The organism is Affinundibacterium seohonense (assembly GCF_014284305.1).
GTDB lineage: Bacteria > Pseudomonadota > Gammaproteobacteria > Burkholderiales > Burkholderiaceae_D > Undibacterium > Undibacterium seohonense.
In genome coordinates this window covers 13,635-40,370 of sequence record NZ_JACOFW010000008.1, presented here as the reverse complement: position 1 = coordinate 40,370, position 26,736 = coordinate 13,635, and the positions used below count along the sequence as shown (strand labels likewise).

The following is a 26,736-nucleotide window of genomic DNA, read 5'->3' as shown; positions in this document are numbered from 1 at the left end:
GTAAGCATTATCACTAAGTCTGAACGGCACAAAAGTTGCTAGCATAATCGCAATGACAAGCTTTGCCTAATTTGTTTCCTCTATTGTTACTTGGGCGTAGTGGAGAATACCTTTGGTATTCTCTGCTGCACTTTCAATTTTTTTGCTGGAATAAGTGGTACTGATTCTTGCCAGCTTTTTTTGCCAAGTACATAGCTTCATCGGCATGGTGCAAGATGGTGGCGATATCGTAGTCGGCCGTGTTGATAAAGTTGATGCCGATGCTAGCACCAATCTGGATGTGAATCGCATCGCCGAAGTGAATCACTTGTGAGGTTTCTGTGATGATTTTGTTGGCGATATTTTCCACCTGATTAACTTCGTCCATCTCTTTGAGTATCACGACAAATTCATCGCCACCGATACGCGCGATGAAGTCTGATCGGCGGACGATCTTACTTAATAGCTCGCTGAAATGGCATAGAACTTTATCGCCGACTTCGTGACCGTATTGATCATTGACATATTTGAATCCGTCGAGGTCGATCATTAAAATATAGAAGCTACTGATTAGTCCGGCGTGCATTTCAAATTGAATTCTGGACATGGCTTTTTCAAAGCCCAGACGATTGGCGATTCCGGTGAGGTGATCTGTAATGGCAAGTTGATTTGCCGATTCTTCCAGCATTTTTCTTTCGGTAATATCATTGACTAGTCCTTGCAAGACATCATTTTCTACGGCACTGATGACCAAGTTAATCCATTTTTGCTGCGGTGGTGTACCGACTTCGATGGCAAAATCCTCGGATGAAATTTGATCGTCATGCCGTGCATTCTCTAACATGCCTTGTAGTCGTAGCGCATAGTCATTGAGGTTGCTGATTAAGCTATGCCGTATCAATTCAGGACTGGCATTTGGCACAATTGCCAGTAAGCGCAGGAATGCCGGGTTACATGAGATGACTTCGCCATCTGGCTTGAGTAGAAAAATACCCGTTTCAGAATTGTTAAAGATGGCGCGAAATTTTCTCTCACCAATCTGATGTTGCATGCGCAGTTCACGTTCATCTTCTAAGATGTGAAATAGTTTTGAAAATAAATTGTTGACATCGCGTACCAATTGTCCGATTTCATCTCTTTCATTTCCTGTTGGCAGCGGCAAACTTGCATCGTCATTTGGGGTGAGGTGATGCAGCCGGTCTGAAATAGTTTTGATCGGACGTGTGATCAGATACATCACGATATACACAACGGCACCAGCCATAATCAAAGCTTGCAACATCAGTAATAGGGAAGTGAAGCGCGCTTTGTGATTGACTTGCGAGCGTATGAAATCAATAGCGGGCGTCAGTTCAATCTGGCAAACCGATTCTTTATGATTGAATGGCGAAAAAATTGGGCGTTGAATTTGTGGATTGGTTTTGAGACTGGGCAGAAGTGAGTTAATTTTCTTTAGGGATTTATCTTTGTGTAGTTCAATTAAAGTGCTTTTAGGGGAATAGATTTTGATGCCAGCCACTTCCTGATTTTTTAATAGTCCTTGACCAACTTCTTTGGCGAGATTCGCATCAGATAAATAGCAAGCAATACTGAGCGTATTTTCCACTGTACTTAACAGAGTGCCTAAGCGAGCCCGGGCTAATTCTTGTTCAGTCGTCGACTCCCACAAATAAGTGAATGCCGCGAATAGACCACCTACACATAGAGCGATTGCCAGCACCATGAAGCTGCTGCGATAGACAATACTAGTACGGAGTATATTTAGCATTTGTGTGGATTCACTCTCTTTTTTAATCCATGTTGCCTAGGAGCGAGCTGGATCAAATATGATCTTGACCCGTCGGTCTATTTTTGTTCGATCAATGTAAGCAATGGCGCCTTTATTCGTGCTGACGATTTCCAAGGCTTGCTCTGCAGTGCTGACCTGTCTTGGTGGTGATCCTTGGCCAGAAAATAGAAGGCGCGCCCAGTAAGAACTAATTTCGGATAGTTCTTTATTCACCATCACAAAATAAAAATTAGCCTTCTCTCCTAAAGGCGTTGCGATATCTAGAGGTTGGGCAGTGATGCCTGAAGTTAGTTTGCGATTGCGCCCCATATAGACATTGATCACTTCGTCCTTACTCATTTTATCAATGCCAGCTTGGGGATTGGCGATGACTACAAAATCATTCGATGCTTTGAGCGCGCTGCTATAGCTTGCGATTACTAGCAACAGCAGCAGCATCATCAATGGTTTGCGCGCACACATGGCTTGGTTGTATTTTGTAGAATTAAACTCAGTTGAAAATAAAATTGTAGTTACAACTAATGATAGTGCCTTTGCCGTTCCAACCGGCTCGCGCTTGTCTGACGATCAGACGTTCTTTGTTGCTGATCATGTCAACTTGAATCTTTATGTCACTGGTGTGATTCAAACTATAACGAAGGCCGATAGACTGTGAGTGCTGTTCATTGCGAGTCGCTTTTAAGAAACTCTGAATACCAGCTTCAATCTGGTCGACCATGGGAGAGGTCGTTAAGGGGAGTCCTGTCACGATGTTTTTGTTGCCTGATGGACGCGTTTTGGCATACGTGAAATAAGGCGTCCATTCTTTGACTCGATAAGCGATGGTGAAAAAGCCCGCGACATTTGAATTAAAACTCAGCGTCTGTGAATTAAGGCGACTTAGCATGAGTTGCGCTTGTAGGGGGCCATTGTCATACACCAAACCCGCCGACAGGTAGCGGATCTTCTTGTCTTTAAACGAAAGATTCTCTGCCAGGCCACTCGCAGCAGGGCTCAGTTGCGAAAACATTGGTGACCTGAGCGTATCAATTAAACCTTGTATGCCTGGATATTGATGATTAAATTGAAGCTCGGCCAAACCAATTCGCGCCAACCAGTTTTGCGATTGGAATTCTAATTGAGCACCAATAATTTTCGAATTTTTTAGCGAAAAGTACGTATCGGGACTTGCAGCCAGCAAGCGTTCTTGTGCCTTACCGGCAAACAGCTTTGCTTTTGCCTGACCATTACCAACGCTATATTGATAAACGGCATCCACGCCGTCGATATAGCTGACAATTAAGCCTCCAAAATATTCGACTGGAGGCCGAACCCAAACATAGGAGTAGGCGACATTTCTGGAGTCGGCTAGCGGGTAGACATCAAAGCCAAGTCGGCCTAAGCGAAAATCCCATTCATCATTAGGATAATATTTGATGAAACCCCAAGTGAGTTCTGGACGATAATTACCTTCTCTGCGTCGGATAACGGTCTGTGCAGTGGTTTCTACACTGTCGCTGAGTTTAGTCGAGAGCTGAAGTCCTACCAGCGAGTCCAAACCTATGTCAAGTCGGCGACTATAGCCCACACCACGCGTTTGTAGTAAGTCTCTGAGATAATCAAATTCACCACTGCTATTGTAGCTGACGCCAAACGTACCAAAGCCGCTGACTTTGACGCTTGAATCTTGTTCTGACAGCTCTGCTGCAAGAACCTTGGGTGAGCAGATCAATAGGACACAAATGGTAAAGAGAAAGGCCAAACGCCGTGATCTGCTTAAGACAACGGCATGTAGGTTTTGCGACAATAAGCAACGCTGACTAGAATTGCTATTCATAGAACCTCACCTTGACTACAATTGCTTTGCGTCAAACTTTATCCAAGTCCATATTACACAGTAGAAATTGTGATGGCAATCTCTTATTCAAGGTCATGTATGAATAAGACAGTGGTCAAGATTTTTGGCGATCAAGTGCTCGGCAATGTTGCTATTTCATTGCCAAGTTTTGTGATCGTTTTTGGTCTGAATCCCGGTGAGTTGTTGTTAGCCTTGGGATGGATTGATTTGTAAAATAAGCTTACCAAAATTTTTACCCTCAAACAGCATCATCAAAGCTTCTGGAAATTTGTCCAAACCTTGAATGATATCTTCACGGGTATGAAATTGACCTGCCTTCATCCATTCACTCATTTGTTGCACAGCTTCGGGATAGCGTTTCACATAGTCAAACACCACAATCCCCTCCATTTTTGCGCGATTCACCAAGAGTGACAGATAATTGGATGGGCCTTTGATCGCGGTCGTATTGTTGTATTGCGAGATGGCACCACAAATAATAATTCGCGCTTTCATATTGATGCGGGTCAGCACCGTATCCAAAATGTCTCCACCCACATTGTCGAAATAAATATCGACGCCATTCGGGCAGTGCTGTTTCAAACCGTCCTTGACTGAGCCACCCTTGTAGTCTATGCAGGCGTCAAAACCCAACTCATTCACGACAAAATCACATTTCTCCTGACCGCCCGCAATACCGACCACACGGCAGCCATGTTGTTTCGCGACCTGCCCAACTGTTTGTCCAACCGCGCCCGCGGCGCCAGACACGACCACTGTTTCGCCCGCCTTGGGTTGACCAACCTCGAGCAGGCCAAAATAAGCAGTCATACCAGGCATGCCCAAGGCATTTAGGTAGCTAGGCAAGGGGGCTACTTGAGGATCAATGGGATAAAAGCCGGCATACTTGTCGTTTGCCATGCCGATCCAATATTCTTGTACACCAAGGCTACCGCTGAGATGTTGACCTACCTGAAATTGGTCGGATTTCGATGCGATGACAATACCAACCCCACCAGCGCGCATCACTTCATTTATTTCCACAGGACGTATATAGGATTTGCCACCATTCATCCAGCCACGCATAGCGGGGTCGATGGAAATGAATAGCGTTTTTACCAGAATCTCTCCCTCATTTAGTTCGCGCACGGGCTCCTCTGTGTGCAGCCAATCGCTGTCTTTGGGGAAGCCAACAGGACGAGCCGCGAGACGGATTTGGTGATTGAGAATATTGTTTGACATGAGCTGAACTCCTGAGTGGTTTGAAATGCTCTACGACTATAGCGCAAAAAGTACGAGTGTGCTTTTATTTCGTGGCCTTAGCGAGGCAAATATGACGGTGGGCATGAGACAATGTGGGTTGTTTTTTTCGCTTAGTTTGCTTTCTATTTCTTTCCGGCTAGTCTCAACACCTTATGCGTCCAGAATATATTTTGACTTTGTCTTGCCCAGATCAACGCGGCATTGTTCACAGCGTTTCCGGTTTTCTTGCAACGCATGCTTGCAATATCATTGATTCAGCACAGTTTGGCGATGCCCATTCAAAGCTATTTTTTATGCGGGTTCATTTTTCGCTGGAAGATAGTGCTATCGACGACGCGACTTTACGTCATTCGTTTGCGGAAGTTGCCCAAAGCTGGCAGATGGTGTGGCAATTGCACGATGCACACCATAAGCCCAGTGTGGTATTGATGGTTTCGAAAATTGGTCATTGCCTGAATGATCTTTTGTTCCGTTATAAAAGTGGCTTATTGCCAGTAGAAATCAAGGCAATTATTTCTAACCACACCGATTTTTATCAATTGGCCGCTAGTTACAATATTCCCTTCCATCATTTGCCTTTGGCGGCCGGGGCCAGTACCGAGGCGAAGCAATTACAAGAACAGAAGGTCTTGGAAGTGATTAACGCCAATCAAGCCGAACTCGTGGTGTTGGCGCGCTATATGCAGATTTTATCGACGACCATGTGCCAGGCATTAAATGGTCGCGCGATTAATATTCATCACTCTTTTTTGCCCAGCTTTAAAGGGGCAAAACCTTACTATCAGGCGCATGACCGTGGCGTTAAATTGATCGGGGCAACGGCGCATTTTGTGACCGGTGATTTGGACGAAGGTCCGATTATCGAGCAGGATGTCGAACGTGTCGATCACGCTATGGATCCGGAAAAACTGACCGCGATCGGACGCGATGTTGAATGTGTGGTGTTAGCTCGGGCAGTGAATTATTTCGTGGAACACCGCATCCTTTTGAACGGCCATAAGACCGTCGTATTTAAATAATTTTTTGAAACATAAATCATATCAATGGCACTGAAATCAACAATTTATAAAGCAGAACTCAATATTTCTGACATGGATCGTGGCTATTACGCCGATCACAATTTGACTATTGCACGCCATCCTTCGGAGACGGATGAACGCATGATGGTCAGAGTGTTAGCATTTGCTATTCACGCCAGCGAGCGTATGGCGTTTGGGCGCGGAATTTCCGATACCGAAGAACCTGACTTTTGGGAAAAAGACTATACCGATGCGATTTTGTTATGGGGTGAAGTTGGACAACCAGATGACCGTCGCTTGTTGAAAGCGTGTGGACGAGCCGAACAAGTCTTTGTGTATAGTTTTGCCCATGCGAGTAGTATTTGGTGGAAGCAAATGAACAGCCGTCTTGAACGGGCAAAGAATTTGTGTGTAAAGAATATCGCGTCTGAGACCAGTCAAGAACTCGCCAAATTAGCTGAACGTACCATGCAACTGCAGTGCACCATACAAGACGGGCAAATTTGGATGTCGGGCGGTGATCAGTCTGTTCAGATTGATTTGGAAACATTTAAAGATTTTGGATAGTCAAAATGTCGTAATTTCGGTACGTCCACCGTTTAACAATGTCATCGATTTTAAATACCGCCTACAATGCATTACATCGTAGTAGCCACATGTTGGACTATTGTCTTGATATGTCGAAGTCGAGAGTCTTTAGCCCCTAGTCCCTAGCCCTATAGCTAATTGGTAATACTGACAAGGCAGTTCAATGAATAGCGATGCTTACTCATTCAATGCGGTGCTCAACTTTACTTGCAGGTCCTTGCGCCTAGTAGCTTGGCTTCCCTACTCTTTACGATGGATATGTGACCGTGCGATCGTGATCTTATTCACCTTGCTTCTCGCTTCACATGTTCATGCCGACTCCATTCAATCTTTACGATTCAGCCATCTCACCCAAGAGCATGGTTTGCCAAGCAGTAGTGTGGTGAGCATTCTGCAAGATACGCAGGGGTTTATGTGGTTGGGTACGGTCAATGGCCTAGCTCGATATGATGGGCGACAAATAAAAAAATTTGAATTTGATGATCAAAATCAGGCCAGTATCAGTAACCCTCTAGTGACGGCCTTATTTGAAGATCATGATCGTGTGTTGTGGATAGGGACTCGTTCAGGGTTTGATCGGCTCGATCTTCAAACCGAAACAATTCAGAGGCAAGTAATGCCCACGGCCTTAAGTCTGCAGAACCGGCAGGTGAGTGGAATTGCCGTTGCTCCGCTTGGGAAACTATGGGTAGCAATGTTTGGCGGCCTCTATCAGTTTGATACTAGGACAGGTCAATTTAGTGCCTGGCAGTCAGATGATACGCGCTTGCAAGGACGAGTGTTCGCAGTCATCAGTGATACCCGTGGGGGAGTTTGGTTGGGGCAGGGAAATCAGGTTGCCCATATTGACCAGGACGGCAAATTACAACAGATTTTTAGTACATTAGCGCTCGCTCCGATGTCCAATAGTCCTGTCGATTACCAAGTGCGTAGCTTGGCTTTGGATGCAGAGCAAAGACTTTGGGTGGGTATGGAGAACGGTTTGCAGATTTGGAGGATAGAAACAGCGATGGTAAAGCCAGATCCCCTTCGTCAACAATTTGTTTTGCCTTCCGGTTTGATACGTTCTATTTTTCGAGATAGTGATAATGCTATTTGGATAGCACAAGGGGGACAAAACGGCATTAGCAAGTGGAATAACAAAAGTAAGAAATTAGAGCGTTATGTGCATAGTCGAGCCATTACTAGTAGTTTAGGTGCAGGCGTGGTGCAAAGCCTGACACAGGATAGCAATGGTAGTTTATGGGTTGGGACTAGTGATGGCGGTGCATCGCAAGCTGATTTGCGCAGCAAACGTTTTAGCTTGTATTTGAATGAATCGGTGGATCAAAAAAATCTGACGTCACCAATCGTGATGGCTATGAGTTTTGTGTCTGAACACGTGGCTTGGATTGGCACCTATAGTGATGGACTGGTAAGTCTGAATCTGGACAATGGGGACGTTCATAAAATTCCTGCAAGCCAAATGCCATTAACGAAAATAAAATCGCAATTCTTATCGCCAGACGGCAAACTTTGGATAGGCGGGGATGGTGGATTATTTGTCTTCGATCCACGCCTTCAGCGTAGTCAAGAGATTAATCTGAAAAATCGACTCGCCGCAGGTGCATCAATCAGTTCAATGGCCTTAGATACGGTTGGCAATTTGTGGGTTGGCAGTGCCATGGGTTTGTATCAAATCAAACAGGCAGTCGGGCGTGATGTTTCGGCGAATTATGAGGTGACCGTGTATCGCACCGATAGTCAACAAAAAGGTGCGCTCGGCCACGACGTCGTCGACAGCTTATTGATTGATTCTGTTGGGCGATTATGGGTAGGCTCAAAGGGTGGCTTATATTTGTGGCGTCCCGAATTATCTACGTTCCAGAGCGTAGTTCAGGCAAGTTCAGTTGTCGTCCAACCCGATAAATTTGCCATAGCGGCGATCCGGCAAGATCGGCAAAACCGCATTTGGTTGGCGACAGAGCTTGGTTTGTTTGATTTAAGCGAAAAAAATGGTGAGTGGCATTTGCAAGCTTGGTCCGGTGCAAAAAATATGCCGCAAGGTGGTTTTGATTCTTTGCATGATGCACTCAATGGAGAAATATGGTTGGGTAGTGATTTGGGTTTAACTCGCTTACTTCCAGAACAAAATCTCGCTCGATTTTATCCGGCGCTAACTCATTTCGGTGCGGGCATCAATTTTGGTGCGAGTGCACGCGGCCCCGATGGAAGTCTTTATTTTGGCACTAAGGGATTAATCCGCTTTAAACCCGAAGAGTTAACTGATAATTTACTCCCGCCGAAAGTCGTACTTAGCGATATCCTCTTATTTAACCGATCTGTACAGGCGTCTCACAAGATTCGACATGACGAGACCAAACCGATAGCGGACAGCGACAATTCACGACAAAAAGCATCGAATCGTAATGATCGTGAGTGGATCAATTTATTCGGAATCGGTACAAAAGACAGCGTTGACAATACTAGTCTCGAAGAACTTGGTATTACTGGTGCGCTGCATCCGGCAAAAAAAATACGATTGACGCATAAACATACCATGGTGAGTTTTCAATTATCAGCATTGCAGTATTTTAATCGGAGCCAGAATCGCTATGCCTGGAAGTTGGAAGGATCGGATCCCGATTGGATTTATGGATTAGAGGCCCAGGGGACAGCGACTTACACCAATTTAAATCCTGGAAATTATCGTCTATATGCAAGGGCGGCGAATCCGGATGGTGTGTGGAGTGACACCACGATGCTGTTAGAAGTGGAAGTTTTGCCACCATTTTGGCGTACTTGGTGGTCGTATTTAAGTCTATTGCTGTTGTTGTTGGCGATTGTCGTTGCGGTATACCGACTGCGTGTTAGAAGTTTTCGTGCAAATCAAATCTATTTGCAGAATGAGGTCGCAGCACGAACAGGTGAGGCGATCGAACAAAGAGAAATTGCCGAACAAGCGAGAAAAGATATTGCCTTACTCAGCGAAATCGGACGCGAGATTATCGCCAGCCTCGATACCACGACCATACAGCAAGTTTTGTATCAGCACGTCAATCGACTGATTCCAGCAATGTCATTTGGTATTGGAATGGTGAATTGGGAAAGTCGTCAGATCGAATTTAACTTTGTCATGGCACATGGTCGCTTGGTTGAAGTGTATCAACGTAGCCTAGATGCGATAGAGCAGCCGACTTCGAAATGTGTTTTATCCGCGATGGAAATCAAGATCGATGACTATCAATTCGATAGTCGTGATCGAGACAGCATTAATCGCGGCGAGTCTGATCACTGGCAAGTACGCCTAGCTGATGGAGGCGAGACTCAGCCGGCTCGATCTGGCATTTTCGTTCCCATGATCATTAAATCAAAAGTCATCGGTGTGCTGGGTATCCAACGTGACCAAGTGATGGCGTTTCGTTCGCACGATCTCGATATTTTACGGACTTTGGCAGCCTATGCAGCAATCGCATTTGATAATGCAGAGGCCTACCAGTATTTGCAAATGACCCAAGCGAAACTGGTTGAACAAGAAAAGCTGGCAGCGCTCGGTTCTCTGGTGGCGGGCGTTGCTCATGAACTCAATACGCCGTTGGGAAATAGTTTGCTCACCGCCAGCACGATGCAGGAAATGAGTGAGAAATTTTTGGTTGAAATTGAAACAGGAAAAGTGCGCCGCTCTAACCTCGATGTGTTCGCTCGCGCAACGGAGACATCGGCTGGATTATTGGTGCGAAATTTATCTGTCGCATCGGATTTAATTGTTGGTTTCAAACAGATCGCCGTCGATCAAGTGTCTGATCAAAGACGACAATTTAACTTGAAAACCGTCAGTGAAGAAGTCGCTTTAACAATTTCCAATCGTCTAAAACGAGAAGAACATCACTTGCATATCGAGCTACCCTCGACTATTTTTATGGACAGTTTTCCAGGGCCGTTTGCGCAGGTGCTGAGCAATCTAGTGATCAATGCGATGGTTCACGCTTTTGATGGACGTAAGCATGGTGAGATGTGGCTCAAAGCCGATCTCCTAAATGACAAACAAGTGCGATTAATTTTTAGTGACAATGGACACGGCATTAGCGAAGCGAATTTGAGCCGTATTTTTGATCCGTTTTTTACCACGCGTTTAGGACAGGGGGGTAGTGGTTTGGGATTACATATCTGCTACAACATCATCAATTCTGTGCTGGGTGGAAGCGTGCAGGTAAAAAGTGCGCTTGGTGAAGGTACCAGCTTTGAAATCACATTGCCCTTGATTGCACCCGAGCGCAATCAAGGGGTAACAACGTAGTCGCTGGCCTCAATCGCTGGAATTAATTGCCTGCGATGGCAATACCGTTCGCATCGAAATAACCATCAAACAAAATCGAACTCAAATAGCGTTCGCCTGAATCAGGTAAAACTACGACGATGGTTTTGCCAGCATTCTCAGGTAATTTCGCTAGGCGCACTGCGACTGCGGTAGCTGCACCGCAAGAGATGCCTGCCAAGATGCCTTCCTCTTTTGCTAGTCGCTGCGCATACTCAACGGCTTCTTCATTGCTGACTTGTTCAATTTGATCGACCAAAGTCAGATCCAGAACATCTGGCACAAAGCCAGCACCGATACCTTGAATTTTGTGTGGCGCTGGTTTAATTTCCTGCCCATTGCGTTTTTGCGTTAACACGGGGCTGGTCGTGGGTTCAACCGCCACGGTTTGGATCGCTTTGCCTTGGGTTTGTTTGATATAGCGCGATACGCCGGTTATGGTGCCACCAGTGCCAACACCGGCAACAAAAATATCGACCGCGCCCTCAGTATCATTCCAAATTTCTGGCCCAGTGGTTTTTTCATGAATTGCTGGATTGGCAGGATTCTTAAATTGCTGTAACAAGACATAACGCTCTGGATCACTAGCGCGAATTTCCTCCGCTTTGGCAATCGCACCATTCATCCCTTTCGCACCTTCGGTCAGAATCAACTTGGCACCGTAGGCGACCAATAGTTTTCGACGTTCGATACTCATGGTCTCTGGCATCGTCAATGTTAGCGGTATGCCTTTTGCCGCGGCCACAAACGCTAGTGCAATACCCGTATTGCCGCTAGTCGGTTCGATGAGTTCTTTACCCGGTCCAAGTAATCCACGCGCTTCCGCATCCGCCACCATCGCTGCACCGATACGGCACTTGACCGAGTACGCAGGATTACGTCCCTCGATTTTCGCGAGGATGGTCGCACCAGCCCCATCACCAACACGATTGAGTTTGATTAAGGGCGTGCGGCCGATAGAGTCGGCATTATTCTGAAAAATTGGCATAAGATCCTCATTGCTAAGTGATTCCAAGATGGACATTGAGCATAAGCGAGAGCCTTGTAAATTCAAAAGAATTTAAGGGTATATTCTTATATGGATTTGCTGTAAATGGGGTTGGGCGTCAGAAGCCTCATCAAATTTGTAAGAGATTTTGTGCTAGTCCTCTTTAAGCTTGAGGGTATTTATTAATCACGTTGGCAGGATGTTTGATGTCTGCGGCAGGGGCTTATATCCGCGGGGCGGAATTTCAGGATCGAATGTTCTCGTTTGTTAATCAAAGACAGGGCGGGTCATTTTGCACAACTAAATTGGTGATTGCAAGCAGCAGGATGTTAACGCCACGCTAAAATGCAGTAATCTATTTTAAGCCAGTATAGCTATTACTTTTTACCGGAAAAATCATATGACTTCAGCCGAATCGAAATTGCCGCCAGCAATTCTTGTCGTTGATGATGACCCCATGGCGTTGGCGGCAATTAGTTTGATTTTGCAGAATGCCCAGTTCAATATCACAGAAGCACATAACGCTCACGATGCGATATTGTTAGCGCAGCAGAAAACGTTTGATCTTGCCTTGTTAGACATGCATTTACCCGAAATGTCGGGTCTCGATTTGGCAAAAAAACTGGAACTCTTGGTCGAGTTGCCATTTATGTTCATCTCAGGATCAAGTGAAATTGACGTAATTCGGCAAGCTGCCGAGTTTGGTGCCGTGGGTTATGTTGTTAAACCGTATGACCCGCATCAAATTATTCCCACTGTACTAGCTGGACTTGCTCGTGCGAATGAGATTAAGCGGCTGCGTCAGACTAAGTTAGATTTAACCACGGCTCTCAATGCTGCTCGCGAGACCAGTATGGCAGTGGGTTTGTTAATGGGGAAGTTTAATGTTGATCGAGATACAAGTTTTGAAATTTTGCGTATGTATTCACGATCGCAGCGTAGCAAAATTCACGACGTCGCCAACGAATTATTGCAAGCTTCAGAGTTATTGAACCAATTTCAGGTTCTGCTTGATGAGCGCCAGAAGACTTCAAAGAAATAAAATTTAACAAAAACTCACAGTCTATTTAATTGCCGTGTAGCAATTTTGATTTATAATACTGTGAAACTTCGCTGTTTTTAAGTAGCTAGTTTAAGACGACATTACCTCTCACACCGTAATCGAGTCAATTATTTTCCCAGTCGCCATTCCCCCGCGTCTGAATACGTCACCGGCCCATTCCGCCGATTTTCATCTAGTCATATCGTTGTGCACTGATTGCTATGCAAGTTTTCTGCATGCCTAGTGGTGTCGTGACGATTGTCCGTTTGGGAACAATAAGGAAACATCATGTCGATACCCATTACAACTATCTTGATCGCAAGACCGATACATATCAGTTCGCAATTTCAACATTTTTATGATCGCAGCGGATTCGATATCAACATCGCTAGTGCATCGTCGCTTGTCCTATCTACATCGACCATGATGCATGAAGTGAGCGATCCTCGTGAAACACGAACACCATGGGAGAAATGAAATGAAGCTCAATAATTTAAGAGTCGGGCAGAAACTCGCATTGGCTTTTGCGATGACCGTTTTATTGCAGATCAGCATAGCTGTCGTAAGCTACCTAAGTATTTCACAGTTACGTGTGGATATGGAGCTGACCGATAAAGATCGCTATCCAAAAACCGTGTTGGTGCATAGCATAAAAGATGCACTCAATCAGAGCGCAAGAAGCATGCGAAATCTTTTGCTAGTGAGTGATCCAAGCGCACTGAGTAATGAATATGCAGCTATTGAGACTAGTGCAGAAATTGTGACGATATCGATCAATAAATTGGAAAAGACCATTACGTCGGTTAAAGGCCAGGCTCTGCTCAAGGAGTTGCAAGGGGTGCGAGAAAAATTTGTAGATTCCCGAGCGAAGTTTTTGCAGTTGACCAAAGAAGCCCATAAAGAAGAGGCTTTACATTTGCTGTCGAATGAAACAGCGAATATTCAACTGAGTTATTTTAAGGTCTTAGATGATTTGATTACGTACCAAAATGATTTGATGGAAGCGTCTGCGAGAAGCTCAGAGGTTCACGCAGACACGGATATTAAGCTCATCATTGCCATCTCATTATTTGCTATTGCTTCATCAATTGTGCTGGCGATGACTATTTCTCGCTCAATTACCAGACCTTTACATCGCGCCGTACAGGTTGCTCGTCGTGTTTCTGAGGGCGACTTGACCACGGACATCGTAGTCGATTCTAACGATGAAACAGGTCAATTGTTAACTGCATTTAAAGATATGAATGAAAATCTTTTGAAGATCGTGTCTCAGGTTCGTTCGGGTACAGAAACTATTGCCACCGCATCGACCGAGATCGCGGCAGGAAATATGGATTTATCTTCACGTACCGAAGAACAAGCCAGCTCGTTAGAAGAAACAGCGGCTTCGATGGAAGAAATAACCAGTACCGTCAAGCAAAATGCCGACAATGCACGTCAGGCTAATCAATTGGCAAGGTCTGCCTCTGAAGTGGCAACTCGTGGTGGTGAAGTCGTCAATAGAGTCGTGAATACCATGGGGTCGATTGACGAATCCGCTAAGAAGATTGTTGACATCATTAGCGTTATCGAAGGCATCGCCTTTCAAACCAATATCTTGGCTCTGAATGCAGCAGTTGAGGCCGCTCGTGCTGGCGAGCAAGGGCGTGGTTTTGCTGTCGTTGCATCTGAAGTGCGTACCTTGGCACAACGATCTGCCTCGGCCGCTAAAGAAATCAAACATTTGATTAATGACTCTGTGGCGAAGGTGGCGGAAGGTAGTAAGTTGGTCGGGGAGGCTGGTTCAACGATGGGTGAAATCGTTTTTAGTGTTAAGCGTGTCAGTGACGTCATTAGCGAAATAAGCGCGGCGAGTCACGAGCAAAATTCTGGGATAGAACAAATTAATGTTGCGATCATTCAAATGGATAATGTGACGCAACAGAATGCATCCTTGGTTGAAGAGGCTGCAGCTGCAGCCGAGTCCATGCAAGAACAGGCGCGCTTACTGTCGGAAGTGGTCAGTGTTTTTAAGTTGAAAATGCATGCTGAAACCGAGCAAAAAAAGACGACCGTAGTACAACGAGTCAATCGCGCAGCAAACTCGATTTCGAAACGAGCAATTTCACAATTGAATACTGCACGTACCACTATGCCGAGAGCGACCGTCGCAACAAAAAGATTGGAAGCATCCACCGGTACTATCGATCTTGATTGGGAAGAGTTCTGATGATGACGGCAAATGGATTTGGCTGTGAAACCATCCAACGGGACTTTCTTCGAGAGGGATTTATGTCAATCACCAAGAAAAAATGGCGCAGTATTTTGTGCATCAACGAAAATCCTAAACAGATCAACATGCAAGGTATGACTCTGGGAAGTATGGCAAACCTCAGCGTGTCTTATTGCCACCAGATCAAAGATGCTTCTAATTTGATTAGGGAAATAGTGCCTGACGTTGTGCTACTGGATCTGCAGGACAGTGATGATGCTGAAAAAATAGTGCAGGGAATCTTGGCGACCGATACAAGGGAAGCTATTGAGCTTATCTGTCTTGCGAACAGCAGGCAGATCATTTTGTTGAGTGCTGTAGAGTTGACAAATGAAATTCGCATAATTCAAAAGCCGGTTGACATCTTAATGCTACCTGAACTGGTTCTTGATATTTTGGATGACGCCAATACGGAATTGAACACCTAAAATATCCAATTATCTTCGCTTGTTTAATATAAAAGGATTTTGTCGGGTATTTATAGGGTATTTATCGGGTACACGGGGAAGAAAACTGTCGGACTTTTTGATAAGGACACAGAAGACTGCCGAATTAAGGCGCTCTTATTTTATTATTTTTGAGGTGGAGGACTTTAAATCATCGAAGTCTATTGTCGATGATTTAAAGTCGGTTAGTTTGTTTTATTTTGCAGTTGACGGCAGTAAATTAAATCTCTGTAAGGTATTCGCTTCGACGGCTTGCTTCGAATACAGCAAGGGAAAATAGTCACCCTTGGCCCATTTTTCTGCCAGATCACGGTAGTGTGGACTGGTCGGGTCACCTGATTGCCCCGGCGCGTTGATGGCGCGTGAATTGTCCCAGTTGCCGACATCAACGACGACACGGAATGAGGGACCATTCAGTTGGATAAAATCATTTAGGCGATAGGTCGATTGATTCACGGTATTGGCGCTGCCGCCGCGTGGCAAGGGACCAATATCAAATTGTGTCCGGGAAGCGGCATCGAGGATTTTTGAGAAAGGATGGGTGAAGAGTGTTTTTTGTATATTTCCCCAGCGCCAGTTTTTGCTGTCCGTGCCTTGAAGTCTTTCCAGTTTTCTGTAAGCATTTGCCAGACTGCTCAGCAGCAAACTATCGCGGGTGGTGCGGCCTTGTTGTGGATTGCTGCCAAATTGGATGGGGAAATGGTTGAAGCTATCCAGATTGTCTAGCATTCGGGTGATATCTGGCATGGTGGCGACGATACTCGATTGTTGACCTAACATGAGATCTTTATAGGCGGGTGCTAAGGTTTGCGTGAACCAGACTTGGAATAAGGCTGCGGCGGCAGAGTCCGCTGATTCTACGTAGTCCCAGTTGCTGAGTAATTGTTGCGCTTTTAATGCCGTTTCTTCATTGGTTTTGAGTGTTTTCAATAATCCAACTAAACGTTTGGCAGGGAGTGAGAGCACATCGTTCTGTAGCTGCATGGCGTCTTCGATGGAGAACTTTTTGTTTTGTGAAAGCACATCGGCAATGCGCTGATAGCGCGCCGGGTGTGGCCATTCAAAACCAATTTTCCTTTGTTGATAAGGGTAGTCTTTTGGCAGGTTGAGTTCATTAGCCGAGGCAAACCAAGCTGATTTCGGATTGTAGCTCGAAGGCAGTTTATCTCCCGGCAAGAAGCCTGCCCATTCATAGCGACCATCACCCGGCACAGGCAGCAGTCCATCCCAATTTGGGCGTATCGGCGTTAGACCACCTGGTACCCAACCTATATTGCCCTTAACGTCGGCATAGACTTGATTCTCAGTTGGTGCGCCCCAGTGCAACATGGCTTTCTTGAATTGCGTAAAATTTTTGGCGCGCATGTAGTCAATGCTACCGAAATAGGGGGCCATGCCTGCTTGCAGCCATCCTGTACGAACTGCATAAGCGCGGTTTTTTTCTGGTTCTTGAAAAATTACTGGACCGTGGCGTGTGAACAATAGTTCTGAGGCTTGCTGGTCTGCATCTTTGACTTTGAATTGCTCGGGTATTTTGCTGAAATTGATCCATTGACCGCGATATTTGTATTGCATAGGATTGGCGGGGTTTGTCTCATAAACATACAAGTCCTCCTGATCGATACTCATGATCGTTAAGCCAAAAGCGATGGTGCCATTGTGGCCTATCGATATTCCCGGCAATGCCGGTTCGCCAGCACCGATCACATTGAGCCCAGGTGCGCTTAAGTGGGTGATGTAACGCAGCGATGGTGCGGAGTAGGCGCGATGAGGATCGTTCGCCATGATGGCGCGTCCGGTGGTCGTTTTGGACGGGGCGATGACCCAGTTGTTGCTGCCTTCCATACGTTCAGACTCAATTGTTTCCATTGGGTCTTGTTGCACTAACTTCGCTGTGTCATTGAGCTTGGAACCGAGGTCTTGTGAGACGCGCATACTATTGCCGTTAAACTCAACGTTTTGTGTCGCCAAGGTAAACTGACGCAAGACGCCCTCAGGCAAACAAGGATCGAGCCCAGTCGGTATTTTCGTTTTCCAGTCTGGCGATAGGCGTTGGCGCACATCATCTAATTCAAGCTTGCCAATGCAGGCAAGCTTGGCACGTGCGACCTCCGAAGTGAGATTGCGAGTCAGACCGTGACTTCGAATCCGCACGACATCTTCGGCTACCCATTTTGCTGGTGAGTATTTGAGTACTTTGAACTCGGTTGGTAGCGCACTAGGATTTTTACTGAGATAGTCAATGTAGGCGTTGATGCCCGCGACAAAGTTGGTGCTGAGTTGTTTTGCCTGAGTTCCATAGGCAGCCCACTCTTTGTTCATATCACCACGATACAGAAAAAGTCGGGCGGCGCGATCTTGTTCTAAAAAGCTAGGCCCAAAAACTTCTGCCAATTGTCCTAAACCGCGACGGCGCCATAGATCGAGTTGAAACAAGCGATCACGCGCAGCGTTAAATCCTTGTGCGAAAAACAGATCACTTTCGTTGCTCGCATAAATGTGCGGAACGCCCCAGCGATCGACCAATATCTGCGCGGGTTGTTGCAGGCCTACCAATTGCCATTCTTGCTTGGTAGTTTTGTCTGCCGTCGTAATTTGTGCCTGACTAACAGATAATGTTTGTAGTATGCATAAGCCCAGACTAAGCTGAACCAGCACTTTGCAAGGAGCGGTTTTTGACCGTGATCTGGTGGTATTCTTGTTGTTGGAATGTAAATAGCTGAACATGGTCAAGGTGGGAGGTGGTTGACTGATTAGAAAAACTGTCGGTAGTATAAGTCCATTTAAACCGATTTCGTTCCATTGATTTTGCATTTCGTCGCAACTTGTTTGTTTCTGTTTTTGCATAACTATAGTATTCGTGCTTACTGATGCGAAGAGTCAACGTACTCACGTGTTTTTGTTCAACCTAACCTGAAAATGAACAAACAATGGAACACTCACTTGATCCAGCAAGGCCGCTGTCCTCAGCCGTCGGAGCTATCCCTGAATTTAGACCTGTAGCCGACAATGAGCGAATTCAGGCCTTAGACGTGATACGCGGTTTCGCTTTAATCGGCATTTTCTTCATGAATATCGAATGGTTCAACCGATCCTTCTTGGACTTCGGTTCTGGGATTCCTGCCAATGTTCATGGAATCGATTGGCTTGCTACCTATTTCGTGAATTTTTTTGTCGCAGGTAAATTCTGGACTATTTTTTCGCTTTTATTTGGTATGGGTTTTGCGGTGATGCTGACGCGCTCAGAAGACACTGGCCGGGCATTTATTAAACCTTACATCCGACGCATTATCGCGCTAGGAATTTTCGGATTACTTCATACTATTCTGCTGTGGCCTGGGGATATTTTATTTAGCTACGCCTTCACTGCTGCCGGTTTGTTAATCATCTTGTTTGGCAAGTGGAAGTGGATATTGGCAAGTATGGCTGTGTTAGCAGGTATTAGTTTTGCGCCAAATATGGATTCCGCTTGGGTTCTCGTTGGCGGCACTGGATTTATGGGCATGATTGCCCTGTTTATTCGCAACGAAAAAATCGTCTCACTGTTTGGTAAGAAATTGCCCTTGTTCTCAGCAATCATGCTGGTAGTGGGTGTCTTGATGTCGTTTGCCGCAATCGCAAGTTGGGTAGTGCCAGCGATGAGCGATGGGCGTAATCCTTTAACCGGTGGCGCTGTCGCATTTTTCACCATGGCATTTTGCTCCGCCAAGTTTCACCAACCTGCCGAGGCACGTTTTTGGCGTGCAGGCGCTTTGATTTATAGCTTGCCTTTTGTTATCGGCGTGGTATTTGGCGTGATTGCTTATCAAAAACCGCTGAGCAGCGTTTTTAACTCCCCAGACGCAGTGAAGCTGGCGGCAGAAAAAATGGTCATCAAGAATGCTGAAGAAGCGGCTGAAAAGTTAGCCAAAGCAAGCGGTAAACCACAGCCAAAGAAAGAAGAGAAAAAAGACGATAAGAAAGTTGTGAAGACCGAAGCACAAAAGAAAATTGAACGTGATGCAGATAATATTAATCGCATTCAAGAGAACCAACAGAAAATACTTAAAGACGTACAAATTTTGAGCACCGGTAGTTATGCCGATGTCGTTCAACATCGTTTAGAGGAGTTTCTTGAAGGCCCATTCAATGCCGCTGGGCAGGCATTTGGCGCCATTGCTTTATTCTTGATCGGCGTGTGGTTTGTCCGTGCCAAGATCATCACCAAAGCTGCTGAACACTTAGCCTTGTTTCGCCAGATCGCTCTGTTTGGCTTACCGATCGGTTGGGGCTTGAGTTTATTCGCCAGTAGCATTGCTGTGAGTCATACGCCCGGTATGTCAGGTGATGGCTGGCAGTTGGCGCAAATGCTGTTAAATTTGGGTAATCTGCCGACCTGTTTAGCTTATGTCAGCATTATCGTGTTGATGGTGCATAGCTCCTCGGTATTTTCAAAGATTCAGGTCTTGGCACCATTTGGACGTATGGCGTTGACTAACTATTTAATGCAATCTTTGATTCAAGCGAGTTTCTTTTATGGTTGGGGTTTGGGTAATTTTGGTATGGGACGGGCGCAGCAATTAGGATTTGCGATTGCTGTCATCGGCTTGCAAATTTTATTTAGTCACTGGTGGTTGGGACGTTTCCGTTATGGTCCGATGGAATGGGTGTGGAGAGCAATCACTTATTGGCATATCCCTGCATTAAAAATCGAGCGACTTCCCTATCATCATCAGACGACTTAATTTGATCATCTAGGCTCATTCCTGATGCGGGATAAGGCATAATTGACAAAAGCGCTTCGATTTAAAACGAGGCGCTTTTTAATTTTTGTCGTCAAGCTAGTGATCGATGTTTTGTCTTTAAGTCAGAGGAAATATGCAAAACGAAATTGAATTCTTATCTGCTGACCGCAGTGATAGCACTGGAAGTCAGGTGCTTGCGCCAGTTGCAGCGCCAGAACGGATTGCTGCATTGGATGTGATCCGTGGTTTTGCTTTGATCGGCATTTTTTTGATGAACATCGAATTCTTTAATCGTCCGGTAGGCGAGTTGGGTGAAGGCATGCCGGCGGGATTAAGTGGCCTGAACTGGTTGGCGAGTTATGGGATCGCTTATTTGGTTGCTGGAAAATTTTGGACGATTTTTTCACTTCTATTTGGCATGGGCTTTGCGTTAATGTTGACGCGATCTGAAGCAAAATCTCAGGATTTTGTCAAACCCTATCTGCGTCGCTTAGCTGCCTTAGCGATCTTTGGCGTGCTGCACCACATATTGATATGGCCTGGTGACATACTCTTTAGTTATGCGATTGCTGCATCGGGTCTTTTGCTCATCTTGTTTGGAAACTTGCGATGGATTTTGCTGGCGGCTATTGTTATCGGTGCGCTGGCAGCTATACCAGTCTTAAACCAGATTGGCGCGGTAGCGATGGCTTTGGTTTTATTTGCGGGCATCGCTTTTTTGTTACGTACTGACAGAACGGTGAATTTTTTCGGCAGAACTATGCCGATAGTGAGCGCGGTTTTATGTGTATTTGCGGTGCTTGCTGGCATGTTGAGCGTGGCGGGATTGTTGATTCCAGCGATTAAAGATTTGCGGTTTGCGTTTACATCAGCCATTTTGTTTCTGTTTTTAGCATATCTATTTTTTCGCATCGGTGAATCGAAAGAGTCTCGCCCGTGGAAAGTTGGTAGCCTGCTATACAGTCTTCTATTTATCGCGATGATTGCTGGAACAAGCGCCGAATATTTTAGTGTAAGGAATACGTCAGCGAAGTCAGAACAAGCGACGCAAGTCGTAAGTGAAAAGGATAAACGTAAAGCAGAATCTGCTGCGGAACGCCATCGAAAAGAAGTTGAACAGCAGCAAAAAAAATTGGCTGATAATTTGCTTGAGGTGAAAGTTTTGACGCAAGGTAGTTATGTCGATGCACTACAATTTCGTGCCAAGGAGTTTGCGGAAAATTGGGCCCACGTCGTGATTTTTAGTGTGCTGATCAATTGTATGTTTCTGATTGGCTTTTGGTTTGTTCGCTCGGGTATTATGGAAAACACGCAAGACCATTTGCCGATGTTTAAGATGTTAGCGCTGTATGGCTTACCGCTGGGAATAGGGCTAGGAATTGCGGGAAGTTTTATATCGACTGCACAAATTCATGGATTTGAAGGCGATCCATTTTATCCTGCGACTGGCATGCTTTATTTAGGAAATTTGCCGGCTTGTCTTGGCTATGTGAGTCTGGTGGTGTTGATGCTCAATAGTACAGGCAAATTCTCTAGGATAAAGATATTGGCGCCGTATGGGCGTATGGCATTGACGAATTATTTATCGCAATCGATCATTTGTTCTGCGGTTTTTTATAGTTATGGCTTGGGCTACTACGGCATGCAGCGTGCGCATCAAGTGGTGTTTGTTTTGATTGTGGTGATTTTGCAGTTGGCGTTTAGCCATTGGTGGTTGAGTAAATTCCGTTATGGACCAATGGAGTGGTTGTGGCGCGCTGTTACGTACTGGAAGCTGCCTGCGTTTAAGATTTAGTTGAGCTTGGTAAAAGAAAAAGGTTTATTTGAATTCAAATAAACCTTTTTTGTTGGATGCTTTTCTATAACTTAGCGGAGAACTTTTCGCAGCCAATGTCCTATATCGATAATTTCTTGTGGCGACACCGAATGCTGCATCCAGTAGTCATGCCATTCAATGGTATAGCCGAGGCTAAGCAAGAGATCGCGTGATTGCTGCGCACGTTGGATGGGTATCACAGGATCACTCGTACCATGTACCAAGAAAATTGGCGTGTCTTGATTTGCAGCATGACGTTCAGCTGCAACTTTATCCGCCAAGGGAACATAGCCTGACAAGCCCATGATGCCCGCTAATTTTTGTGGATGACGTAGACCAGTTTGTAGACTCATGGCACAGCCTTGGGAAAAACCCGCCAAAATGATTTTGTCAGTCGGAATGCCACGCGCATTTTCACGTGCGATCAAGGCATCGATTTGTTGCTGTGATAGACGCAGGCCAGCTTCATCTTCGCGCTTATTGATATCGGTTCCTGCAGCGGCTATGTCATACCAAGCACGCATGATGTAGCCGCCGTTCAAGGTGACAGGAATCTGCGGCGCATTTGGGAATACAAAACGAATTGCTGGGCAATTACTCAGGTCGAGTTCTTTAACGATAGGCACAAAGTCGTTCGCATCGGCACCCAATCCATGCATCCAAATGACTGCTGCTGTTGGGTTGTTTCCGCTTTCGATTTCTATCGTTTCTAAGAGTTCAGTCGTCATGATTTATTCGGAAAAAATTATACTTCAGAGGTTTTTACGCGCAGCGCGGATTTAGGGCGAAATACTTTGCAAACCGATTCATGTGTTTCAACATAAGGACCGCCGATTAAATCGATGCAGTACGGAATTGCGGCAAAAATGCCGGCGACAATTTGTTTGCCATCGGCGTCTTTTAAGCCTTCTAAAGTTTCTTTGATCGACTTAGGTTGCCCAGGTAAATTGAGAATCAATGCGGCGTGATCGGTGGTTTCACGTATCACGGCAACCTGACGCGATAAGATGGCGGTCGGCACAAATTGCAAACTGATCTGGCGCATTTGCTCGCCAAATCCTGGCATTTCTTTCGTTGCTACCGCTAGAGTGGCTTCGGGCGTGACATCGCGTCGTGCTGGACCTGTACCGCCTGTGGTGATCACCAGATCACAGTGGGCATGATCGACTAAGTCCATCAATGCTTTTTCTATCGCAGTCCGCTCGTCGGGAATCAAACGCGTTTCCATTACCCACGGCGTGCTGAGAGCATCTCCGAACCACGCTTGTAATGCAGGCAGACCTTGATCTTGATATACGCCAGAGGAGGCGCGATCAGAGATCGACACTAGGCCGATCCGCAAAGCACGATCTAAATCAATTGTCGTCATCTTCTGCATCGTCGTCGTTTTCTGCGTCATCGTCTGATGCAGTCGCGGCTTTATTTTTCGCCTGGATTTCTTTCAGAATCTGGAAGATTTCACGATAGGCTTTTGGCGGTTTGTTTTCTGCTTGCTCTTTACGGGCGTTACGAATTAGTGTGCGCAAGTGTTGTACGTCGAGTTCAGGGTTTTCTGCCATCAACTCCGTCAAAGCTTCGTCTTTCGCCAACAACTTTTCGCGCTTGCGTTCTAATGAATGCATTGCAGCAGTTTCGGACTTGGAAGCACCTTTCCAGCTATCGATGGTCTTTTGAATCAGCGCAACTTCGGTTTCATCTAAAGTGCGCATCTTTTTGCCAACAAATTGCATTTGGCGACGACGGCCTTCGTGGTTGGTGATGTTCTGGCATTCCAGAATGGCGTCGCGCACATCTTCGGGCATAGGAACGCGTTTGACGCGATCGCGTGCGGAATCCACTAACTCTTGCCCCATTTTTTGCAGGGCGGTCATTTGACGCTTGAGTTCGGATTTGGATGGACGGTCGTATTCTGGTTCAAACTCGTTGGACTGATAGCCGCAAGAGCCTCGATTCGGATTTGGCATTGGTAAATCTTCTATAAACTTATTGAAACGACTGCTATGATACTCTCTTTATCCTTTCAGCTAAAGAAACAGAAGCTATGTCTAAACCAGTTTTTACCCATACTCAGGATCAATTTAAACAAATTACCCAGGATATGCTGCGCATTGCTCGTGACAAAGGTGCAACAGATGCAGCGGTAGAAGTCAGTGAAGGCGGTGGTTTGTCGATTAGTGTGCGTAAAGGTAAGGTCGAGACGATTGAACAGAATCGCGACAAAGGCATAGGAATCACGGTTTATGTCGGCAAGAAGCGCGGAAATGCCAGTACTTCGGATTTTTCACGTAAGTCTTTGGAAGACACCGTCGAGGCGGCTTATAACATCGCACGGTTTACCGCCGAGGACGATTGCGCTGGTTTGCCAGATGCTGAGATGTTAGAAATGCATCCTCAAGATTTGAAATTATTTTATCCATGGCTGGTGACAGCAGAAGAGGCGATTGAGCTGGCACGGCGCACCGAAGCGGCAGCTTACGCGGTCGACAAGCGCATCACCAATTGTGAAGGTGCCAGTGTACATGCTCAGCAGTCGCATTTTGTGGCGGGGAATTCACGAGGATTTTTAGGCGGATATCCGTTCTCACGTCACACGATTTCGGTAGCACCAATTGCTGGCAAAGGCGCGAAGATGCAGCGTGACGATTGGTATAGTTCGCATCGAAACGCAAAGAAATTATCCTCACCAGAAGCCATTGGCTGTTACGCAGCGGAGCGTGCTTTGTCACGTTTGCATGCACGCACGATTGATACTCGCAAATGCCCGGTTTTATTTGAGGCACCACTGGCAGCTGGTTTGCTCGGTGCTTTTGTGCAAGCTGTTTCTGGTGGTTCGCTATATCGAAAATCGAGCTTCTTACTTGATAGTTTAGGCAAAAGTATTTTTCCAAATCATATTCAGGTACTCGAGGATCCGCATGTGCCCGGTGCGGTTGGCTCGTCACCATTCGATGATGAAGGTGTCAAAACCTTGAAACGCGAAGTCGTAAGAAGTGGTGTTTTGCAAGGCTATTTTTTGTCGACTTATACCGCTCGAAAGCTTGGTATGCAAACGACGGGGAATGCAGGTGGATCGCATAATTTGAATCTCATCTCCGATCTCACCAAGCGTGGTGACGACTTGGTGCGTATGCTCAAGAAGCTTGATACAGGATTATTTGTCACCGAGTTGATGGGGCAGGGTGTGAATTATGTGACGGGTGATTACTCACGTGGCGCCTCTGGATTTTGGGTTGAAAATGGCGTGATTCAATACCCAGTAGAAGAGATCACGATAGCCGGCAATATGCGCGATATGTTTCAGCAAATCGTCGCGATCGGCAACGACACGCTGACACGTGGCAATAAAACCACCGGTTCGATTTTGATTGAAAGTATGACAGTTGCTGGCAGCTAAAGCATCGCAATGCACAATATGGAAAGATTGCTAGTGTAGTAAATTATCAATAGAATGCATTACGAATTTTAGCGGACAAGGTTCTTGGTTGAATACTGCACCTTGTTTGACTGATTACTTGATTGAGTACTCGATTGATTATTTTGATTTTGAAAATGGAGATTGCATGGAACGTCGTTCGTTTTTGAGAAAAGCCGCTGTAGGCGCGACCGCAGCCGCAGGTGCCGCAAGCGTTGCGACACCGAGTTTAGCTGCTGATGCGCTACCAAGCTTGAATTGGCGTCTGGCTTCAAGTTTCCCGAAAAATTTGGATACGATTTATGGCGCTGCAGAGACGTTCTGTAATCGTGTCAAAGAATTGACCGAAGGTAAATTTAATATTCGTCCTTATGCCGCACCGGAGTTAGTGCCCTTTAATGCCGTCTTAGATGCTGTCAAAGATGGTACGGTAGAGATGGGACATACAGCCTCTTACTATTATTACGGCAAAGATGCCACGTTTGCATTCGATTGCGCAGTGCCATTTGGATTGAATTCACGCCAACAAACTGCTTGGATGATGCACGGCAATGGCATGAAGTTGATGCGTGAATTTTTCGCCGAACATAATGTGGTGAATTTTTTAGGTGGTAACACAGGTACCCAGATGGGTGGTTGGTTCCGTAAAGAGATCAAGAGCGTTGATGATCTTAAAGGATTGAAGTTCCGAGTTGGCGGCTTTGCTGGCAAGGTCTTGGCGAAACTCGGCGTTGTACCGGTTCAAGTGGCTGGCGGTGAAATCTATACCTCATTGGAAAAAGGTTCCATTGATGCTGCCGAATGGGTGGGACCTTATGATGATGAAAAGCTTGGCTTCAATAAGGTGGCCAAGGTTTATCATTATCCAGGCTGGTGGGAAGGTGGTGCCCAGTTATCTTTTTATGTCGGTAAAAAGGAGTGGGATAAATTACCAAAGCTGTATCAAGCGGCAATCGAGACTGCCAGTTTAGAAGCGCATGTCAATATGCAGGCAAAATATGACGCGCGAAATCCGTCAGCATTAGCCCGCCTAAATCAAAGCAAAATACTGTTACGACCATTCCCGCAACCTGTGATGGAAGCGTGCTTCAAAGCAGCACAAGAAGTCTTTTCTGAAGAGGCAGAAATCAATCCTAAATTCAAGAAAATTTATACGGATTGGGTCGCTTTCAGACAGAATCAGACTACATGGTTTAGCTTTGCCGAAGATACCTTTTCTCGATTTAATAGTACGCATAAGCTGAAATAATTATTTCAGCAAAGCGTAATAAAAATGGCCCAACTGGTTTTGCAGTTGGGCCATTTTCAT

General features: G+C 45.8%; 21 protein-coding genes. 12 read left to right on the top strand and 9 right to left on the bottom strand.

The window, feature by feature from the left end:
• Positions 1-133 precede the first annotated feature (133 nt).
• Genes H8K52_RS09195 through H8K52_RS09185 form a run of 3 tightly spaced genes read right to left on the bottom strand, consistent with a single transcriptional unit; the run spans position 134 to position 3,584 of the window.
• Positions 134-1,747: a sensor domain-containing diguanylate cyclase gene (locus H8K52_RS09195; RefSeq protein WP_186922607.1), complete on the bottom strand. Its 1,614-nt coding sequence runs from the start codon at positions 1,745-1,747 to the stop codon at positions 134-136.
• A 36-nt stretch (positions 1,748-1,783) separates the two neighbouring features.
• Positions 1,784-2,230, bottom strand: coding sequence for a hypothetical protein (locus H8K52_RS09190; protein ID WP_186922606.1), 447 nt, complete (start codon positions 2,228-2,230; stop codon positions 1,784-1,786).
• Positions 2,231-2,258: 28 nt separating this feature from the next.
• Complete coding sequence (locus H8K52_RS09185) at positions 2,259-3,584, bottom strand: hypothetical protein (RefSeq protein ID WP_186922605.1); 1,326 nt, start codon at positions 3,582-3,584, stop codon at positions 2,259-2,261.
• Between the two features lie 99 nt (positions 3,585-3,683).
• Here H8K52_RS09185 and H8K52_RS21575 point away from each other — a divergent pair, with 99 nt between their 5' ends.
• On the top strand, positions 3,684-3,818 hold the full coding sequence (locus H8K52_RS21575) for a hypothetical protein (protein ID WP_281387946.1): 135 nt from the start codon (positions 3,684-3,686) through the stop codon (positions 3,816-3,818).
• On the opposite strand, the gene H8K52_RS09180 is transcribed toward H8K52_RS21575, so the two are convergent.
• The gene (locus tag H8K52_RS09180; protein ID WP_186922604.1) at positions 3,792-4,826 is read right to left on the bottom strand and encodes an NADP-dependent oxidoreductase; all 1,035 of its coding nucleotides are present in this window, start codon (positions 4,824-4,826) and stop codon (positions 3,792-3,794) included. The two genes, H8K52_RS21575 and H8K52_RS09180, sit on opposite strands and share 27 nt — an antisense overlap.
• A 173-nt stretch (positions 4,827-4,999) precedes the next feature.
• Here H8K52_RS09180 and purU point away from each other — a divergent pair, with 173 nt between their 5' ends.
• From purU to H8K52_RS09165, 3 genes are all read left to right on the top strand, one after another.
• Positions 5,000-5,866, top strand: coding sequence for a formyltetrahydrofolate deformylase (purU, locus tag H8K52_RS09175; RefSeq protein ID WP_186922603.1), 867 nt, complete (start codon positions 5,000-5,002; stop codon positions 5,864-5,866).
• A gap of 24 nt (positions 5,867-5,890) precedes the next feature.
• Positions 5,891-6,433, top strand: a complete 543-nt coding sequence (locus H8K52_RS09170) for a YaeQ family protein (RefSeq protein ID WP_186922602.1) — start codon at positions 5,891-5,893, stop codon at positions 6,431-6,433.
• A 295-nt stretch (positions 6,434-6,728) separates the two neighbouring features.
• Positions 6,729-10,730 (top strand): two-component regulator propeller domain-containing protein, encoded by a 4,002-nt coding sequence (locus H8K52_RS09165; protein WP_186922601.1) that lies wholly within the window; start codon positions 6,729-6,731, stop codon positions 10,728-10,730.
• A gap of 22 nt (positions 10,731-10,752) precedes the next feature.
• Here the strand turns inward: H8K52_RS09165 and cysK are convergent, their stop codons facing one another.
• Positions 10,753-11,736, bottom strand: coding sequence for a cysteine synthase A (gene cysK, locus H8K52_RS09160; protein ID WP_186922600.1), 984 nt, complete (start codon positions 11,734-11,736; stop codon positions 10,753-10,755).
• Positions 11,737-12,136: 400 nt separating this feature from the next.
• Here cysK and H8K52_RS09155 point away from each other — a divergent pair, with 400 nt between their 5' ends.
• From H8K52_RS09155 to H8K52_RS09140, 4 genes are all read left to right on the top strand, one after another.
• Positions 12,137-12,778: an ANTAR domain-containing response regulator gene (locus tag H8K52_RS09155; protein ID WP_186922599.1), complete on the top strand. Its 642-nt coding sequence runs from the start codon at positions 12,137-12,139 to the stop codon at positions 12,776-12,778.
• 288 nt (positions 12,779-13,066) lie between these two features.
• A complete protein-coding gene (locus H8K52_RS09150; protein ID WP_186922598.1) occupies positions 13,067-13,255 on the top strand; it encodes a hypothetical protein in 189 nt (62 codons plus the stop codon).
• 1 nt (position 13,256) lies between these two features.
• Positions 13,257-14,987: a methyl-accepting chemotaxis protein gene (locus H8K52_RS09145; RefSeq protein WP_186922597.1), complete on the top strand. Its 1,731-nt coding sequence runs from the start codon at positions 13,257-13,259 to the stop codon at positions 14,985-14,987.
• On the top strand, positions 14,987-15,457 hold the full coding sequence (locus tag H8K52_RS09140; RefSeq protein ID WP_186922596.1) for a hypothetical protein: 471 nt from the start codon (positions 14,987-14,989) through the stop codon (positions 15,455-15,457). Before H8K52_RS09145 ends, H8K52_RS09140 begins: the two co-directional genes overlap by 1 nt.
• Before the next feature lie 213 nt (positions 15,458-15,670).
• On the opposite strand, the gene H8K52_RS09135 is transcribed toward H8K52_RS09140, so the two are convergent.
• Entirely contained in the window at positions 15,671-18,133 is a 2,463-nt protein-coding gene (locus H8K52_RS09135; RefSeq protein WP_343044168.1) for a penicillin acylase family protein, read from the bottom strand.
• A 272-nt stretch (positions 18,134-18,405) separates the two neighbouring features.
• On the opposite strand from H8K52_RS09135, the gene H8K52_RS09130 reads away from it, so the two are divergent.
• Together H8K52_RS09130 and H8K52_RS09125 are read left to right on the top strand one after the other, a co-directional pair.
• The gene (locus H8K52_RS09130; protein WP_186922595.1) at positions 18,406-20,199 is read left to right on the top strand and encodes a DUF418 domain-containing protein; all 1,794 of its coding nucleotides are present in this window, start codon (positions 18,406-18,408) and stop codon (positions 20,197-20,199) included.
• A gap of 133 nt (positions 20,200-20,332) precedes the next feature.
• Positions 20,333-21,994: a DUF418 domain-containing protein gene (locus tag H8K52_RS09125; RefSeq protein WP_186922594.1), complete on the top strand. Its 1,662-nt coding sequence runs from the start codon at positions 20,333-20,335 to the stop codon at positions 21,992-21,994.
• Between the two features lie 71 nt (positions 21,995-22,065).
• Here H8K52_RS09125 and H8K52_RS09120 read toward each other — a convergent pair whose 3' ends face one another.
• Genes H8K52_RS09120 through yjgA form a run of 3 tightly spaced genes read right to left on the bottom strand, consistent with a single transcriptional unit; the run spans position 22,066 to position 23,979 of the window.
• Entirely contained in the window at positions 22,066-22,743 is a 678-nt protein-coding gene (locus H8K52_RS09120) for an alpha/beta hydrolase (RefSeq protein ID WP_186922593.1), read from the bottom strand.
• Between the two features lie 17 nt (positions 22,744-22,760).
• Positions 22,761-23,393: a molybdopterin adenylyltransferase gene (gene mog, locus H8K52_RS09115; RefSeq protein ID WP_425507532.1), complete on the bottom strand. Its 633-nt coding sequence runs from the start codon at positions 23,391-23,393 to the stop codon at positions 22,761-22,763.
• Positions 23,371-23,979: a ribosome biogenesis factor YjgA gene (gene yjgA / locus H8K52_RS09110; RefSeq protein WP_186922592.1), complete on the bottom strand. Its 609-nt coding sequence runs from the start codon at positions 23,977-23,979 to the stop codon at positions 23,371-23,373. Before yjgA ends, mog begins: the two co-directional genes overlap by 23 nt.
• Before the next feature lie 77 nt (positions 23,980-24,056).
• On the opposite strand from yjgA, the gene pmbA reads away from it, so the two are divergent.
• Positions 24,057-25,409, top strand: a complete 1,353-nt coding sequence (gene pmbA, locus H8K52_RS09105; protein ID WP_186922591.1) for a metalloprotease PmbA — start codon at positions 24,057-24,059, stop codon at positions 25,407-25,409.
• Between the two features lie 166 nt (positions 25,410-25,575).
• On the top strand, positions 25,576-26,676 hold the full coding sequence (locus H8K52_RS09100; protein ID WP_186922590.1) for a TRAP transporter substrate-binding protein: 1,101 nt from the start codon (positions 25,576-25,578) through the stop codon (positions 26,674-26,676).
• Positions 26,677-26,736 lie beyond the last annotated feature (60 nt).

Excerpts from the sequence above, each read along its gene's own strand:
- H8K52_RS09170 (WP_186922602.1), top strand. The coding sequence starts at position 5,891 with ATGGCACTGAAATCAACAATTTATAAAGCAGAACTCAATATTTCTGAC.
- H8K52_RS09150 (WP_186922598.1), top strand. The coding sequence starts at position 13,067 with ATGTCGATACCCATTACAACTATCTTGATCGCAAGACCGATACATATC.
- purU (WP_186922603.1), top strand. The coding sequence starts at position 5,000 with ATGCGTCCAGAATATATTTTGACTTTGTCTTGCCCAGATCAACGCGGC.
- H8K52_RS09145 (WP_186922597.1), top strand. The coding sequence starts at position 13,257 with ATGAAGCTCAATAATTTAAGAGTCGGGCAGAAACTCGCATTGGCTTTT.
- yjgA (WP_186922592.1), bottom strand. The coding sequence starts at position 23,979 with ATGCCAAATCCGAATCGAGGCTCTTGCGGCTATCAGTCCAACGAGTTT.
- H8K52_RS09140 (WP_186922596.1), top strand. The coding sequence starts at position 14,987 with ATGATGACGGCAAATGGATTTGGCTGTGAAACCATCCAACGGGACTTT.
- H8K52_RS09120 (WP_186922593.1), bottom strand. The coding sequence starts at position 22,743 with ATGACGACTGAACTCTTAGAAACGATAGAAATCGAAAGCGGAAACAAC.
- H8K52_RS09195 (WP_186922607.1), bottom strand. The coding sequence starts at position 1,747 with ATGCTAAATATACTCCGTACTAGTATTGTCTATCGCAGCAGCTTCATG.
- H8K52_RS09180 (WP_186922604.1), bottom strand. The coding sequence starts at position 4,826 with ATGTCAAACAATATTCTCAATCACCAAATCCGTCTCGCGGCTCGTCCT.
- mog (WP_425507532.1), bottom strand. The coding sequence starts at position 23,393 with ATGCAGAAGATGACGACAATTGATTTAGATCGTGCTTTGCGGATCGGC.
- H8K52_RS09125 (WP_186922594.1), top strand. The coding sequence starts at position 20,333 with ATGCAAAACGAAATTGAATTCTTATCTGCTGACCGCAGTGATAGCACT.
- H8K52_RS09185 (WP_186922605.1), bottom strand. The coding sequence starts at position 3,584 with ATGAATAGCAATTCTAGTCAGCGTTGCTTATTGTCGCAAAACCTACAT.
- pmbA (WP_186922591.1), top strand. The coding sequence starts at position 24,057 with ATGTCTAAACCAGTTTTTACCCATACTCAGGATCAATTTAAACAAATT.
- H8K52_RS09100 (WP_186922590.1), top strand. The coding sequence starts at position 25,576 with ATGGAACGTCGTTCGTTTTTGAGAAAAGCCGCTGTAGGCGCGACCGCA.
- H8K52_RS21575 (WP_281387946.1), top strand. The coding sequence starts at position 3,684 with ATGAATAAGACAGTGGTCAAGATTTTTGGCGATCAAGTGCTCGGCAAT.
- cysK (WP_186922600.1), bottom strand. The coding sequence starts at position 11,736 with ATGCCAATTTTTCAGAATAATGCCGACTCTATCGGCCGCACGCCCTTA.
- H8K52_RS09155 (WP_186922599.1), top strand. The coding sequence starts at position 12,137 with ATGACTTCAGCCGAATCGAAATTGCCGCCAGCAATTCTTGTCGTTGAT.
- H8K52_RS09130 (WP_186922595.1), top strand. The coding sequence starts at position 18,406 with ATGGAACACTCACTTGATCCAGCAAGGCCGCTGTCCTCAGCCGTCGGA.
- H8K52_RS09190 (WP_186922606.1), bottom strand. The coding sequence starts at position 2,230 with ATGTGTGCGCGCAAACCATTGATGATGCTGCTGCTGTTGCTAGTAATC.